Here is a 15,317-nt window from a genome sequence, read left to right on the forward strand (position 1 = left end):
GTCACCGGCCTGATCAACGGGACGGCTCGGCGGGCGTCACGAAGGCATAGGTTCCCGACCCTATCCGGACCACGACCTCGTTGCCCTCCGACCGCACCACGGTCACGCCGTCGACGTCACCGACCGCGCGGCCACCCTCGGTCAGGCTCGCCACGTCGGTGGCGGGCAACCAGACCTCGGCGGTGACGTTCGCCGGCACCGTGACGTCCAACGCGAAGACACCATCGGCGACCCGCCAGTGGGTCGCGACCTGACCGTACGCCGTCTCCAACGACGCCCGCGCCCAGGTGAGTCCACCACCGACCCGCGGACGCACCACGACCTGGCGGTAGCCCGGCGATCCCGGTGCGATGCCGCCCAGCGTCTGGTACATCCACTCCCCCACGGCGCCGTAGGCGTAGTGGTTGAACGACGTCATGCCCGGATCCTGGAAGCCACGAGAGTCGCTCCAGGAGTCCCAGCGCTCCCACATCGTGGTCGCGTCTCCATGGACGACGGGATACAGCCACGACGGGAACGTGTCCTGCGTGAGCAGCCGGAAGGCCACCTCCTCATACCCGAACCGCGAGAGTACGGGCAGGAGGTACGGCGTCCCGAGGAAACCGGTCGCGAGGTGCCAGTTGCGCGAGGCGATCTCCTCGACGAGCCGACTGGCGGCGAGGGGCTCCTCCTCCGGCTCGAGCAGGCCGAAGTGCAACGCGAGGACGTAGGACGTCTGGGTCCCCGACACCACCCTGCCGCCGCCCCGGACGTATCGCTCCCGGAACGCCGTGCGTACGCGGGCGTAGAGCTTCTCCCACCGCGCGGCGTCGTCGGCGCGGTCCAGCTCGTTCGCCAGCGCCGTGGCGACCTGCGCGGCGTAGGCGAAGAAGGCCGTCGCCACGAGGTCCTTGGGCGTCGGAGTCGGCGCCAACCAGTCGGCGAAGCCCTCCGCCGGGCGCACCAGGTCGGTGCTGTTGGTCTCGAGGTAGTGCAACCAGGAGTTGACGGCACCGAGGCTCTCCGCGGCGATCCTGCGGTCGCCGTAGGCCCGAAGCACCTCCCAGGGGACGATGGCGATCGCGTCGCCCCAGCCTGCCGCCCCGACCGCCGCACGGCCGTCCCCGCCCATCGCGAACGACTGTGGGGTCAGGACGTCGGGCGCCACGTGCGGCACCCCACCGTCGGGTAGCTGGCCGTCGCGCAGGTCGCGCAGCCACTTGCGCAGGAAGGACCGGACGTCGTAGTTGTACGCCGCGGTCGAGGCGAAGACCTGGGCGTCGCCGGTCCAGCCGAGCCGCTCGTCACGCTGCGGGCAGTCCGTCGGAACGCTGAGGAAGTTGCCGCGTTGCCCCCAGACGATGTTGTGCTGCAGCTGGTTCAGGCGCGGATCGGACGTCTCCAGCGTGCCGATCTGCTCCATGTCGGCGTAGACGACCTGGGCGGTGATGTCGGCGGCGTCAAGCTCGCCGGGGTAGCCCAGCACCTCACAGAACCGGAAGCCGTGCACGGTGAAGCGGGGTTCGAAGATCTCGCCGTCGGGATCTCCGGCCAGGATGTACTCGTCGGTCGCCCGCGCCTCGCGGAGCGCGTCGACGTAAAGCCCGCCCTGGTGGTCGAGCACCTCGGCGTGCCGGACGAGCAGGCGGGTACCGGCATCGCCGCGGACCCGGAGCCGGATCCAGCCGACGAGGTTCTGCCCGAAGTCGACCAGGTGCACACCGGGACGGGGACGACTGACCTCCGCCGCGGGCAAGGTCTCCTTGACGCGGATCGCGGGCGCGACCTGTGCCTCCAGCGGTCCGTGCTCGGGTATGTCAACGACAGCTTGCGGCCAGGCGTGGTCGTCGAAGTCCGCCCGGTCCCAGCCCGCTGGTTCCAGCCGCGCGTCGACCACCTCGCCGTTCTGCAGGTCGGCGTACCTCGTCGCGCCCTCACCGGCACGCCACGAGTCGTCGGTGGTGAGGAGGGTGCGCGAGCCGTCGACGTGCTCGATCTCCAGCCGGGCACGGAAGAGCCGCCGCCGGCCGTAGTGGAACGGGCCGAACCAGCACACGTTGCCGGCGTACCACCCGTCGGCGAGCACCGCGCCGAGGACGTTGGCGCCCGCGGTGACGAGGTCGGTGACGTCGTAGGTCTGGTACGGCAAGCGCTGCGCGTAGTCGGTCCAGCCGGGCGCGAACCGGTCGGTGCCGACGCGGGCGCCGTTGAGCCGCGGTTCGTAGACGCCGAGGGCGGTGGCGTAGAGGCGTGCGCGGCGCACCGGCGAGGGGCTGGTGAACGCCTTGCGGAGGTAGGGGCTCGGCCGGTAGCTCCGCGGGGAGCGCCCGTGTGGCGCGTTGCCGTGCAGGCCGAACGCCTGCGCGAGCGACCACCGCGCGTCGTCGTGGCCGGGAGCCGCCCAGCCGTCCTCGCGCGCGGGTCGACAAAGCCACCTGTCGTCGCTTGTCACCACGACGGTCGGGCCGTCCGCGGTTTCGACGTCGAGTCGCAGGGCGAGCCCGGGCGGTTCGGTCGCCTCGGGAGAACCCTCCACATCGACGGCGAGCACGTTGACGCCGGGCTGGACAGCGCCGGTGACACCGACGTCCGTCCCGTCGACGGGCACCTGTCGCGCGTTGACGAAGGCGCGCAGCTGCGCCGCGCCGGCGTCGGCGACGAGACGGGCACGTACGACGGCATGGTCGGCGGGAACCTCGAAGCGGGTCCGGAAGTACGCCGTCGAGGAGGTCGTGGACGTGGCGGCGGATCCGGGCGACGTCGACACCCAGATGCGTTCGATCTGGTGCGGCCGGCCGGCGTAGTCCAGGGACACGACGTCCTCGAGGTCCCGCTCGCGGGGCGATCCGATCCACGCGGCGGAACGTTCGGCCTGCCAGTCGGACTCGCCGAGCAGACCGACCTCGAACTCGGCGGGTTCACTCCAGCCCGAGTCGCGACCAGCCTCGTCGCTGATCCGTACCGCCCAGGCGTACCGTTGGCGGGCGGCCAAAGGCGGACCGGCGTAGGGCACGTCGACCGACTGCGCGGACTCGACGACGCCGGAGTCCCACACGACGGCGGAATCCTGCGCCGACGTCGGGACGATCGGCGCAGAACCCGCCGAAGGCTCGAAAACACGCACCTGATAGACAGTCTGCGCGCGTTCACGACCGGAACCGGTCAGCCTCCAGGCCAATAACGGCGTGGGTTCGTCGATCCCCAAAGGGTCACGGGTGCGTTCGGTCACAAGATCATGGGGCCGAAGCGGTTCGGTGGTTTCGTCCACGTGGAATCCGTCCGTTGATTGGGCGGTGAAACCTTTCAAGATTAGCGCGAGTGACGCTATTGTCGGCGCTGGAGGCTGTCAAGGTCTCTATTCTGGATTCCCTACCCAGGTTCACGTGTGGGGCTCCTCGTTCTATCTCGCGGAGGGTGCATCATGGCGGCGACCGTCCAGGGAGTTGGCCGTACCTCGCGTGCACCGGCACCGACCCGCCGGCAGAGCATTCGTGACGTGGCCGAATTGGCCGGTGTGTCGGTCGGCACGGTTTCCAACGTGCTCAACAAACCCTCACTCGTGGCCGAGGAGACCCGCCGCAAGGTCGAGGCCGCTATCGCGACACTCGGATTCGTCCGCAACGGCTCCGCGCGTCAACTCCGGGCCGGCACCAGTCACGCCGTCGGAGCTATCGTCCTCGACATCTCCAATCCCTTCTTCACCGACGTCGCGCGTGGCATCGAGGATCGCCTGGCCGAGGACGACCACATCCTGATCCTCGCGAGTTCCGACGAGAGCCCCGAACGCGAACGCCGCTATCTGCGGTTGCTCGAGGAGCAGGGTGTGCGAGGCGTCCTGGTCAGTCCGGCCGAGGACGACCTCAGCCCTTTCGACCAGGCGAGAGGACGCGGCACCGCCGTCGTCCTGCTCGACCGGACGAGTCCGGGCGCGACGATGTGCTCGGTTGCCGTCGACGACGTACGCGGCGGCGAACTCGCGGCCGCCCACCTGGTGTCACTCGGCCACCGGCGGATCGCGCTGATGAACGGGTCGACGAAGATTCGGCAGTGCGCCGACCGTCGTAAGGGCGTCCGCAAGGCGCTGCGGGCCGCGGGTCTGCAGATTTCCAGTTCGCTCGTCGAGGTGACGGTGAGCTCCCTGAACGCCGCCGGCGGCGAGGAGGGCCTCAACCGGCTCCTGGACCGATCCGAACCGGTGACCGCCGTGGTCTGCGTCAACGACCTCACCGCCCTCGGCGTCCTGCGGGGACTTCGCCAGCGCGGGCTGAGCGTGCCGGACGACGTTTCGGTGGTGGGTTACGACGACGTGGAGTTCGCGGCCGTCCTCTCCACTCCGTTGACCTCCATCCGGCAGCCGCGCTACCAGATCGGCCGGGCCGCGGCCGACCTGTTGCTCGCGGAGGCTCGGGTGCGCGGCCGGCACCGGCACGAGCAGGTGTTGTTCCAGCCTGAGCTCGTCGTCCGGGAGTCCAGCGGTCCCATCCAGGCGCGGGATTTGGGAGACGCACCCTAAAGGTTGTCCCGTAATCGGCGTGTCGGGTCGGTAGACCCGCCGGTCGGGGTTGACCATGTCGTGGTGCAGGTGATCAGTGCTTCCTCGGATGGCTGGATTCCACCGTTTACGGGGTTGTCGGTGCGGCAGTTCCGCAAGCTGGTGGGCATCGTGCGGGCTCGTGGCGCCGAGCAGACAGGTGCGGGCCGCCGGTGGGGGCTGGGACTTGAGGACCGGGTGTTGCTGGTCGCGGTCTACTACCGCACGAACCTGACGTTGCGGCAGGTGGCGTTGCTGTTCGGGATCTCCAAGTCCGCCGCGGGCCGCGTGGTCGACCACCTCGCTCCGTATCTGGTGCTCTCGCCGCTGCGGCGCCGCCGGGGGCCGGAGCAGGTGCTGATCGTGGACGGCACCCTGGTCCCCACCCATGACCGCAGCATCGCGGCGTCGTCGAAGAACTACCGGTACTCCACCAACCTGCAGGTCGTCATCGACGCCGACACCCGCCTGACGGTCACGGTCGGCAAACCGGTGCCGGGCAACCGCAACGACTGCCGCGCCTTCCTCGACTCTGGCGCCGATGCCGCCTGTGCCCAGATGGCCGTGATGGGCGATGGCGGCTACCAAGGCACCCGGGTCATCACACCGTTCCGCAAACCAGCCGGCGCCACGTTGCCGGAATGGAAAGAACAGATCAACACCCGCCACCGCCGCATCCGCGCCCGAGCCGAACACGCCCTGGCCGGCATGAAGAACTGGAACATCCTGCGCAACTGCCGACGCAAACGCCAAGGCGTCTACTACGCCACCTCAGGTATCGCCCTCATGCGCAACCTCACCCTCACCACCGACTGAACCACCACACCCACGGTCGACCCGCCCAACCCCAGCACGCCACAAGATCATTACGGGACAACCTTTAGGTTCGCTTCGAGCGAAGCTGTCAAGGACGGCTTGGCAGGGCCCGTTCGACCCGGTTCGGTTCGAGCGTCAACCAGAACTTGCCCCCGCTTTCGATGTGTGCCGAGGCACGGGTCTGCGGCGGCGTACCTCAGGAACGACCAGCCCCGATAGGCGCGGACGGCCCGGTACGGCACAGGCGGACAGGTCAGTGCCGCATCGCCAGGACGCGCCGGATCGGGATGGCGACCTCGACGCCCTCCGCGCGGCCTTCTGCCCGCTCGGTGAGCCAGCCGGCCGCGGCTTCACGGCGTTCGTCCGTGGCGTCTGGCAGATAGAGCGCGTCGACCAGCAGCGCGGCGTCGTCCGCCGAACGGACCCGGAAGGCGAAGCGCTCCCGCGCGTCCTCCAACACGTCGAACCCGGCGCGCTCCAACAGGCCGCCGAGCCCGGTGAGCTCCGCCCCACCGGGGAAGCGCGGCGGGGTTCGCAGCCGGGCGGTCAGCGGGCCCAGCACGAGCACGTCGCTCGGCCGCAGCGGCACGGCCGACGCCACGGTCGCCGACAACATGCCACCGGAGCGAAGGACCCGCGCCGCCTCGGCGAGGGCCTCCTCGATCGGCTGGATGACCATCAGGCCCATCGAGCACACCACGGCGTCGAAGGACCCCGCTTCGAAGGGCAGCCGGGTGGCGTCGGCGCACAGGACCTGCGCGTGGTGGCGGTCGCGAGCGGCCCGGAGTTCGGCCAGCGACCGGTCGATCCCCACGACGAGGGGCTTGCCGCTCGGCTCGTCCGGGGCGTCCTCGAGATGCAGTTCGCCTGCGACCGCGCCGCTGCCACACGCGACGTCGAGGACCCGACGCCCCCGACCGGCGACCGGCCGAAGGACCCAGCCGTAAGGCGTGAGATCACCAGCCGTGCAGCGCGCGAGCAGGTCCTCGGTACGACCGGCGTGGCGGGCGTGGAACTCGTCCAGGTAGCCAGGCCACTCCCAGGTCACGGCGTGCGAGCCTCCTTGGCGTGAGGGGGAAACGCGAGCGCGTCGAGAATGCTGTCTCGGATGGTCCGCAGCACCGAACCCGTCTCGATCGGACGGCCGGCCACCGCGCTCACCAGCTCACGGAGCCCTGGGAGTACCTCGACTCCTCGGGCCGTTCCAGCGTAGGGCGGATCGAGTCCGTCCGCATCTTCGGCCGTTTTGAGTGGGTTCGCTCCGTCGCGCCAGGGCCGGGCCAGCCGTGCCCAGGAGCGCTGCCAGGCCTGGGTGATCTCCCCGGGCGCCGGCACGCCGAAGAAGTGGCCGACGGGCGCGTGATGGCGCAACGCGACGACCGGGCTCTCGGCGTACATCCGCGCGAGTTGGACCCGGGCGCCGAGGTCCAACCGGACGTCCTGGGGCAGCTGCGTCCACACGGTGCAGGGCTGCCGGCAGACACCCTCGAGCGGCGGTCGGCCCTCGACCGGATGGGACGCGCAACGGGCCAGGGCGTCGGCGGTGCGGGAGTGGAACCGGTCGAGGTAGGCGTCCCAGCTGTCCGCGTCACCGCGCATGGCGGTACCGATCCGCTGGGCGGCGCTGCGCTGTGCGGAGTTGTGGCCGCACGCGGGGTCGCGTCGGCCCCACCTGCTGTCCTCGATCTGGACGAACCTCGTGAGCTCGCGCGGGTCGCCCGCATGGCCCAGAACGCCCTCCCACGCGAGGAGCGGGAAGTACTCCGCGATGAGGTGCAGCAGGACCACCGCGTGCACCGGCTCCCGGCGCCGCCAGCGGATGTCCATCGCCTCCAGCATCAGGGAGTACAGCGGGCCGAGCGAGCGCAGCGAACCACGGTCAGCGTCGTTCGGCGCCCGCGGGAACTGCGCCGCCCGCACCGGCGCGACCACCTCCTCGGGCAGCGCCCGGTCGGCGGCGATCAGATCGAAGTCCTCCGCGTCGAGGTCGAGCAGCCGCTCACCCGCCAGCGCCAGCGCCTCCACCCGGCCACACACCGCAGCCGGAACGTCGAGCACGTGCACCACGCTGGCGACGCCGCCGAAGCGGTAGTCGGACAGGAGCGCCCGGACGACGCCCAGCGCGCGTTGGGCAGAGTTCTCCACAGGGGCAGCGATCCTCCGGTCGAGCCGTCTGGGCGCGTTCCTGGTCAGACGGCTCGCGTCAGATCCGCTTGACGAAGATGTGGCCGGCGTCGGTCACGGAGATCTCGGCCGTCTCGCCCTGCCCGTCGTCGGCGACCGGACCCGCGGCGTCGACACCGCTGAGCCGGACCCCGCCCTGGGCCGGGATCACCGTGATCACCTGACCTGGAAGGGCACCCGCCCGCCGCAGCACCTCCATCAGCTCGGGGGACTTCTGCAGCGGTTCGCTGATGCGGCGGACGACGACCTTGGTGTCGTCACCCGTGCCCGCGAGGCTGGTCGCCACCTGGTCGAGCGACTCGACGCCCTCGAGGAAGTCCTCGACGTTGCCGGTCACCCCGAGCTCGTCCAGCCCGGGGATGGGGTTGCCGTAGGGAGAGGTCGTCGGCTCGCCGAGGATCTGCACCAGGCGGCGCTCGACGTCGTCGGAGATCACGTGCTCCCAGCGGCAGGCCTCGACGTGCACCAGCTCCCAGTCGAGGCCGATCACGTCGACCAGCAGCCGCTCGGCCAGCCGGTGCTTGCGCATGACCCGGGTGGCGAGGACCCGGCCCTTCGGGGAGAGCTCGAGATGACGGTCGCCCTGGACCGTCAGCAGGCCGTCGCGCTCCATCCGGGCCACCGTCTGACTCACGGTCGGGCCGGACTGTTGGAGCCGCTCAGCGATTCGGGCACGCAGCGGAACGATGCCCTCCTCCTCGAGTTCGTACACGGTGCGGAGGTACATCTCCGTGGTGTCGATGAGTTCGCTGTGGCTCACGCCCTGTGCTCCTTCTAAGGTCTGCCTGCCCAAAGGATACGCGGCGACGTCCGAAGCTGGTCGCGGGCAAAAAGGGCAAACGCTGGCGGGTGCGCCGTGGCAGGAGCTAGCGGCGCTCGGGCTCCGCATCATAGGCCGACAACCGCCCACACATGCCATATCGGTCGTACCTGGGCGCGGCCAGCCCGAAGACGCCACCGGCACCGAGGTGGCCGGTGTCGCCGTCGACGAGCGCCGCGAGTTGCCGACCGGACTCCCGCGCGGCGGCGAGTGGACCGCGTTCCCAGCGTTCGTGCCAGCTCGACAGCCGCGGTTCGACCAGCCGCCGGGCGGCGGCGTAGAAGTCGGCGAGCCCGGCCTCGGGCCCCTCGGCCTCGACCCGCTCGCGCAGGGCGAGGAACCCCTCGACGGCGAGGTCGCGGCGTCGCCGGGCGACCTGCTCGTCCTGGGTGGCCATCCGCGTGGGCGAGCTCAGCCGGACCTGCCCGGCGTAGGCCTCGGCGTCGGCCAGGAACTCCGGCGGCAGCGTCAGGACCGCGTCGCCGGCCTCGGGGAGGCCGGCGTTCTGCATCACGACCAGGATGTCCAGGTCGCCGTCGTTGACCGCCCGGTGGATGACGCCAGGGGTGAACCACACGATCTCGTCGGGGCGCAGCGGTGTCTCGGCGTAGCCGTCCGGTCCGAGCGTCTGGAGCCGGCCGGAACCGCCGACGACGACGTAACCCTCCGTACACAGAAGGTGCACGTGCGGCGCGCCGCCACGCAGGCCGTCGACCGTGGGCCAGTCGTAGATGTGGATACGCGAGATCGCCGTACCGCCGGGAAAGTGCCCCAGAACGCCGCGCGGGCGGACCAGCGGCTCCATGAGGTCAGGAGGAACCCTGGCGTGTGGCGCCTCGCTCTGCCGCCTTCCGCCGGTCGCGCGTCCGCTTGCGGCGGGTGCGTTCCTTGGTCCAGCGAACCTTCGCCCTCGAGCCTCGTCCCATGCCCGGAGCTTAGCCGCACTCGCCCGCCGGAACGGGCTGTGACGCGACCCGTTCCGGCCGTCCTTCGAACCGCGGGCGCTCAGGCGAGCTGGGAGAGCCGGTCCTCGAGTACCGGGTAGGCGAACTCCTCGCCTCGGGAGAACCGCTCGAGTTCGTCCAGGGCGAGCGCGCCCATCCGGAGCACCTCGTTGCCGAGGGAGCCCGCGATGTGCGGCGTGAGGACGACGTTGGGCATCGTGAACAGGGGCGAGTCCCCCGGCAGCGGCTCGGGGTGGGTCACGTCGAGGACGGCGTTGATCCGACCGCTGGCCGCCTCGGCCGTCAGCGCCTCGGTGTCGACGAGCCGGCCGCGGGCGGTGTTGATCAGCGTGGCGCCGTCGCGGAGCAGGGCGAGCCGGCGCGCGTCGAACATGTGGTGGGTCTGCGGGATGTCGGGCGCGTGGATGCTCACCACGTCGCTGCTGCTGACCAGTTCGTCGAGTTCGACCAGTCGGACCCCGAGTGCCTCCGCCTGCTCGGCGGTGAGGGTCGGGTCGGCGAGCAGGACGTCCATGTCGTACGACGCGAGCAGCCCCAGCACCCGGCGACCGACGTGTGAGGCGCCGATGATGCCGACGGTGGTGCGGTAGTTGCCGTACCCCGGGTACCTCGCCTCCCAGTTCTGGCGGGCCGCCTGCTCGCGGAAGGCCGCCTGGATCGGGAAGACCCGCTTCCCGGCGAGGACGATCATGGACACGGTGAACTCCGCGACCGGAACGGCGTTGGCCGCGACCGCGGAGGAGACGCGTACGCCCTGCCGCCAGGCCGCCTCGCTGACGAGGCTCTTCACTGTCCCCGCCCCGTGGATGACGGCCTCCAGCCGAGGTGCCGCGGCGACCGCCTCGGCGTCGACGGGCGGCGAACCCCAGCAGGTCAGCAGGACCTCCGCGCGGGCGAGCGCCTCCTGCGCGCGCTCGGTGCGGAAGTCGTCTAGGACGACGTCCAGGTCGACGTCGGCGAGGCGGGCGAGACGCTGCCGCATGGGTTCGTCGAGGAGCCGCGGGAGGTTCTGGGGGGACATCGCGAGGACTACGACGGGGCGGCGGGCTTGAACCATGACCGGCAGCGTATCGCGGCCGGGTAAGCGCTTCCCGAGGTCCTGGCGACTCCTCACCGCCGGGTCCGTGACGACAGCGGTGCCCGTGATCAGGTCCGTGATCGTGAAGCGAGGCGGGCTCGTTCTCGCCCCGGCCCACGTCCACGACACCGTCGAGGAGGCGGAAGGCGCCCACCGAACGCCGTCCCGCCGGGCCTCTTCCGCCCCCTCGCCGCAACCATGATCGTGACCAGCGGACGGGTCAGCCGCGCAGCTTGCGGGTGCTCTGCCGGATGACGACCTCGCCGCGGACCCGGACCAGCCGGTCCTTCTCCGGTGCGTCCAGCTCCAGAGCCAGCTCCGCCGCCCGGACACCCATCTGCTCCAGGGGGAGCCGGACCGTGGTCAGCGGGGGCACCAGGTCGCGCAGCGTCTCGATGTCGTCGAAGCCGGCGATGGACAGGTCGCGGGGTACGCCGACGCCCTCGTCCCGGCACGCCGCCATCGCCCCGACCGCCATCACGTCGTTGACCGCGAACACACAGGTGACTCCGAGCTTGCGGGCGATGAGCTCACGCGCGGCCTGGTAGCCGCCGTCGCGGGTGAAGGCACCCTCGATCACCGCCTCGGGAGCGAGGTCGATCCCCTTCTCGGCGAGCCCGGCCTTGAACCCCGTGAACCGGTCACGCGCCGTGAGCAGCGCGCGTGGACCCGCGAGGATGCCGAAGCGCTTGTGCCCGAGTTCGGCGAGGCGAACCGCCAACTCCCGCGCGCCGGCGCGGTTCTCGGGCAGAACGGTGTCGGCCGGCAGCTTGTTCTGGCTCACGCAGGCGATCCGGCCGCCTCCACGCCGAAACGCCTCCACCTCCTTCACGAGCCGCTCGGTCTGCTCCTTGTCGGCGGTCCGGCTGCCGACGAGGATCACCGCCCGGGCCCGCAGGGCGCGCAGCATCGCGACATATTGCACCTCGCGGATGGGATCCCGCGACGTCGTCCCGAGGGTGACGATCAACCCACGCTCGTCGGCGACCCGCGTGACGCCGGAGGCGATAGCGGAGAAATAGGGGTCGGCGATGTCGTGCATGACGATGCCGACGGTCGAACTCGTGCCGCGCGCCACAGCCTGCGCGTGCAGGTTGGGCGTGTAGCCGAGTTCCTCCGCCGCCTGGAGCACGACGGCTCGCAAATCCTCGTTGACGCGCCGGGTGCTGCCGTTCAGCACTCTCGACGCGGTAGCGAGCGAGACCCCCGCACGCCGCGCCACGTCGCCGAGGGTGACAACCGTGGGAAGGCTCATTTACTCGTGTCTCCGCCCGAACTCGTTTCTTCTTGTACGACCTCCAGCATGCCGGATGGTCATTCGGGCCCGATACACAGACGCACTGGCGCAGGAAAGTTACGCTTTCGCGAAGCATTTCAGTGAACCCTTGTTGCGGCGATCACGCGGCATTACGCTGCACGCACTCCACGCAATGCGGAGTCCCGCGGGTCACACCTGTCACCCCCGGGACGGCCAGCGCTCCGGCGGTGACCGATGTCGACGCCTCCCGGTCCTCGAGCGCGCCCACGCGATGTTCATCACACGCAAGCAGCAGGAGGAACGATGACCGAGCACCGCCCGTTCGCCGGCCTGGACCGCCGGCAGTTCCTGCGCCGTGCGGCGGCGCTGGCGGCAGCAGCCGGAAGCACCTCGATGCTCGGTGCCTGCGCCACCAGTGGGGGCGGCGGCCCGACGTCCACCACCCCGAAGCCCGCCGCCAGCGCGGACGCCAAGAACCCGTTCGGAGTCGACCCCAAGGCTCCGCTCGATGTCGTCATCTTCAAGGGTGGCTTCAGCGACGAGTACGCGAAGTACCACGAGGGGATGTACAAGAAGAAGTACCCGCAGGCGGAGGTCTCCCATCTCGGCACCCAGGAGATCACCGCCCAGTTGCAGCCGCGCTTCGTCAACGGCACTCCGCCGGACGTCATCGACAACTCCGGCGCCCAGGACCTCGACACCGCGACGCTGGTCAACCAGGGCCAGTTGACCGACCTCGGAGAGTGGCTCGACGCTCCGTCGTGGGACTCTCCCGACAAGAAGGTCAAGGACACCGTCATCGACGGGACCTTCGCTCCCCTGACCTTCGACGGCAAGATCTTCGGCCTGCCGTACGCCTTCAACATCAACGGCCTCTGGCACGACGCCAAGCTCTTCCGCGACAACGAATGGGAAGTCCCCAAGACCTGGGACGACCTGATGGCGCTCGGCGAGCAGACCAAGGCCAAGGGCCTTCCCCTGTGGACCTACCAGGGCCAGTACCCCACCTACATGCTGACCGTCTTCCACGCGATGGTGCAGAAGCACGGCGGCAAGGAGGTGATGAAGAACATCGACAACCTCGAGGACGGCGCCTGGCAGCAATCGGCCGTGAGCGATGTCGCCGAAGCCTTCTTCGAGCTGAAGTCCAAGGGCTACATTCTTCCCGGCACGGCCTCCCTGAGCCACACCCAGGCACAGGCGGCCTGGCTGCAGCGCAAGGCCGCGATCATCCCGTGCGGCTCGTGGCTGAAGAGCGAGATGAAGTCGCAGGTTCCGGCCGACTTCGAGATGACGATCGCTCCCACGCCCTCCATGGACGACAGCGACGAGTTCCCGTTCGATGCGATTCCGAACGCGCCCCAGGAGAGCTTCATCGTTCCCTCCAAGGCGAAGAACGTTCCCGGCGGGCTCGAGTATCTCCGCCTCATGCTCTCCAACGAGGCGGCCCAGAAGTTCGCCGAGTTGACGTTCACCCTGACCGTCGTCGACGGCGCTCACGACTCCCAGGCGCAGGACCCTGTTCTCAAGTCCTCCCTGGCCGCGCTCGAGGCCGCTCGCAAGATCGAGCAGTTGGACTCCATCACGTACGGCACGTGGTACCGCCCGCTGGCCGAGGAGGCCGAGGCGGCGATGGGCGTGTTGCTGACCGGCAACCTCGACGCGAAGGGATTCCTCGCCCGGGTGCAGAAGAAGGCCGACAGCGTGAAGCAGTCCAACATCAAGAAGTTCAAGCGCTGAAAGGGCGGGTCTTTCCGCGATGCGTAAGGGCCGAGTTCCTTTCATCATCACGTTCCTCGCTCCGCCGCTTGCTCTGTACGTGGTCTTCGTCCTCTCACCGTTCGTGCAGGGGATCCAGATCTCGTTCACGGACTGGACGGGGTTCACACCACAGTTCAGCTATGTCGGCTTCGACAACTACACCGCCCTGATCCGGGATTCGGCGTGGTGGCACGCGGCGCTGAACAACGTGAAGCTGCTCTTGGTCATCCCAGCGGTGACACTGGTGCTGGCGTTGGTGTTCGCGACGCTGCTCACCCGTGGGGGCACCGGCGGCGCCAGGTCCGGCCTGTTCGGCTCCCGCTTCTACCGGGTCGTCTACTTCTTCCCCCAGATCATCCCGGTCGTCATCGTCGCGATCATGTTCCAGTTCATCTACAGCACGCAGGGCGGCCTGCTGCAGCAGAGCCTGGACTTCTTCGGGCTCGACCTGCTGCGGATCATCCCCAACGGACCGCTCGGCAACCCGGGCTTCATCCTCTGGTCCATCATGTTCGTCGCCGTCTGGTCCGCGGTCGGCTTCTACATGGTCTTGTTCATCGCGGGGATGCAGCAGATCCCGCGGGAGTTCTACGAGGCGGCCGCGATCGACGGGGCCACCCGGTTCCGCATGTTCCGGCACCTCACACTGCCGCTGCTGTGGGGGCACGTGCAGGTCTCGCTCGTCTACATCGGAGTCGGGACCCTCGACATGTTCGCGTTGTTGTCGGTGATGGCGCGTAACGGTGTCTCCGCCGACTTCGGTGCCGACGTGATGGCGACGCAGTTGTTCCGTACGGCGTTCGCCCTGAACTCGCAGTTCGGATACGCCTCGGCCATGGCCACCATGCTGCTGATCTTCTCGCTGCTCCTCGCGGTCCTGACGTTCCGCTTCACCCGCCGCGAGCGGCTGGAGTACTGACCGAAAGACGAAGCCTGATGACGAGCCTGCCCACACCCGCGCCGGCCCCCACCACCGAGTCGCCGAAGCCGTCGGCCGCGCCTCCCGCGAAGGGGGACGGCCGCGGCTTCCGGGGCGCGCGGCTGCTCAGTGACGGGATCCCGCAGATCTTCCTCCTCGCCTGGGCGCTGCTGGTGATCCTGCCCATGCTCTGGGTGCTGTTGTCCTCGCTCAAGACCAACGCGGAGATCTACCGCAGCCCGTTCGCGCTGCCGCAGACCTGGCAGTTCGCGACCTACGTCGACGCCTGGCAGACCGCCAACATCGGACGGTTCTTCCTCAACACCGTGATCGTCGTGGTCCTCGGGGTCTTCTTCACCCTGCTGCTGTCCTCGATGGCGGCCTACGTTCTCGCGAGGTACGCCTTCCCGGGCAGCCGCTTCATCTACTACCTGTTCCTCGTCGGCATGACGTTCCCGCTGTTCCTCGCGATCGTGCCGCTCACCAAGGTCACCCAGAACCTCGGCCTGCAGCAGTCCCTCCCGGGCCTGATCATCGTTTACGTCGCGTTCTCCCTGCCGTTCTCGGTGTTCTTCCTGACCGCCTTCTTCCAGTCCCTGCCGGGCGAGCTCGCCGAATCCGCCTTCATCGACGGGGCCGGGCACTTCCGCACGTTCTTCCAGATCATGCTGCCGCTGGCCAAACCCGGCCTGATCAGCATCGGGGTGTTCAACTTCCTCGGCCAGTGGAACCAGTACCTCCTCCCCCTCGTGCTCAACACGCCCAAGGACAACGAGCGGAGCAACTTCCTCCTGACGCAGGGCCTCGCCGACCTGGCGCAGCGCACCCGCTACGAGTCCAGCTCCACCTCGCTGGCCGAGATGTTCGCGGGTTTGGTCATTGCGATGATTCCGGTCCTCGTGGTCTATATCGTGTTCCAGCGGAAGGTGGAGGAAGGTCTCACCGCCGGCGCCCTGAAGTAGCCGTCCAAGCCCGGTCACAGCCGCCCGGGAGGGGTGGCTTGCTA

Annotated in this window: 12 protein-coding genes; 5 read left to right on the forward strand and 7 right to left on the reverse strand. The window is 69.4% G+C overall.

Annotated features, from left to right (window positions below; translation table 11 throughout):
- Nucleotides 1–13: 13 nt before the first annotated feature.
- Complete coding sequence (locus HEB94_RS44525) at nucleotides 14–3,247, reverse strand: family 78 glycoside hydrolase catalytic domain (RefSeq protein ID WP_475554915.1); 3,234 nt, start codon at nucleotides 3,245–3,247, stop codon at nucleotides 14–16.
- A 153-nt stretch (nucleotides 3,248–3,400) separates the two neighbouring features.
- On the opposite strand from HEB94_RS44525, the gene HEB94_RS44530 reads away from it, so the two are divergent.
- Entirely contained in the window at nucleotides 3,401–4,492 is a 1,092-nt protein-coding gene (locus tag HEB94_RS44530) for a LacI family DNA-binding transcriptional regulator (protein ID WP_192755426.1), read from the forward strand.
- A gap of 60 nt (nucleotides 4,493–4,552) precedes the next feature.
- On the forward strand, nucleotides 4,553–5,326 hold the full coding sequence (locus HEB94_RS44535; RefSeq protein WP_192750141.1) for a transposase: 774 nt from the start codon (nucleotides 4,553–4,555) through the stop codon (nucleotides 5,324–5,326).
- Nucleotides 5,327–5,579: 253 nt separating this feature from the next.
- On the opposite strand, the gene HEB94_RS44540 is transcribed toward HEB94_RS44535, so the two are convergent.
- The 6 genes from HEB94_RS44540 to HEB94_RS44565 all read right to left on the reverse strand — a co-directional run bounded on the left by HEB94_RS44540 (nucleotide 5,580) and on the right by HEB94_RS44565 (nucleotide 11,628).
- A complete protein-coding gene (locus HEB94_RS44540) occupies nucleotides 5,580–6,374 on the reverse strand; it encodes a methyltransferase domain-containing protein (protein WP_192755427.1) in 795 nt (264 codons plus the stop codon).
- Nucleotides 6,371–7,471 (reverse strand): hypothetical protein, encoded by a 1,101-nt coding sequence (locus tag HEB94_RS44545; protein ID WP_192755428.1) that lies wholly within the window; start codon nucleotides 7,469–7,471, stop codon nucleotides 6,371–6,373. The genes HEB94_RS44540 and HEB94_RS44545 overlap by 4 nt, the downstream gene beginning before the upstream one ends.
- 58 nt (nucleotides 7,472–7,529) lie before the next feature.
- Nucleotides 7,530–8,237 carry an iron-dependent transcriptional repressor DtxR gene (locus HEB94_RS44550; protein WP_238363155.1) on the reverse strand — a complete coding sequence of 236 codons (708 nt, stop codon included), beginning with the start codon at nucleotides 8,235–8,237 and terminating at the stop codon, nucleotides 7,530–7,532.
- 139 nt (nucleotides 8,238–8,376) lie between these two features.
- The gene (locus tag HEB94_RS44555; RefSeq protein WP_192755429.1) at nucleotides 8,377–9,135 is read right to left on the reverse strand and encodes a cupin domain-containing protein; all 759 of its coding nucleotides are present in this window, start codon (nucleotides 9,133–9,135) and stop codon (nucleotides 8,377–8,379) included.
- 200 nt (nucleotides 9,136–9,335) lie between these two features.
- Entirely contained in the window at nucleotides 9,336–10,352 is a 1,017-nt protein-coding gene (locus tag HEB94_RS44560) for a hydroxyacid dehydrogenase (protein WP_192755430.1), read from the reverse strand.
- A gap of 241 nt (nucleotides 10,353–10,593) precedes the next feature.
- The gene (locus tag HEB94_RS44565; protein ID WP_192755431.1) at nucleotides 10,594–11,628 is read right to left on the reverse strand and encodes a LacI family DNA-binding transcriptional regulator; all 1,035 of its coding nucleotides are present in this window, start codon (nucleotides 11,626–11,628) and stop codon (nucleotides 10,594–10,596) included.
- A 306-nt stretch (nucleotides 11,629–11,934) separates the two neighbouring features.
- Between HEB94_RS44565 and ngcE the strand changes: the two genes are divergently transcribed.
- The 3 genes from ngcE to HEB94_RS44580 are packed head-to-tail and all read left to right on the forward strand — an operon-like array spanning nucleotide 11,935 to nucleotide 15,273.
- A complete protein-coding gene (ngcE, locus tag HEB94_RS44570; RefSeq protein ID WP_192755432.1) occupies nucleotides 11,935–13,371 on the forward strand; it encodes an N-acetylglucosamine/diacetylchitobiose ABC transporter substrate-binding protein in 1,437 nt (478 codons plus the stop codon).
- A gap of 19 nt (nucleotides 13,372–13,390) precedes the next feature.
- Nucleotides 13,391–14,311 carry a carbohydrate ABC transporter permease gene (locus HEB94_RS44575; protein ID WP_192755433.1) on the forward strand — a complete coding sequence of 307 codons (921 nt, stop codon included), beginning with the start codon at nucleotides 13,391–13,393 and terminating at the stop codon, nucleotides 14,309–14,311.
- 17 nt (nucleotides 14,312–14,328) lie between these two features.
- Nucleotides 14,329–15,273, forward strand: a complete 945-nt coding sequence (locus tag HEB94_RS44580) for a carbohydrate ABC transporter permease (RefSeq protein WP_192755434.1) — start codon at nucleotides 14,329–14,331, stop codon at nucleotides 15,271–15,273.
- Nucleotides 15,274–15,317 lie beyond the last annotated feature (44 nt).

This window comes from Actinopolymorpha pittospori (genome assembly GCF_014873875.1).
GTDB classification, from domain to species: Bacteria; Actinomycetota; Actinomycetes; order Propionibacteriales; family Actinopolymorphaceae; genus Actinopolymorpha; species Actinopolymorpha pittospori.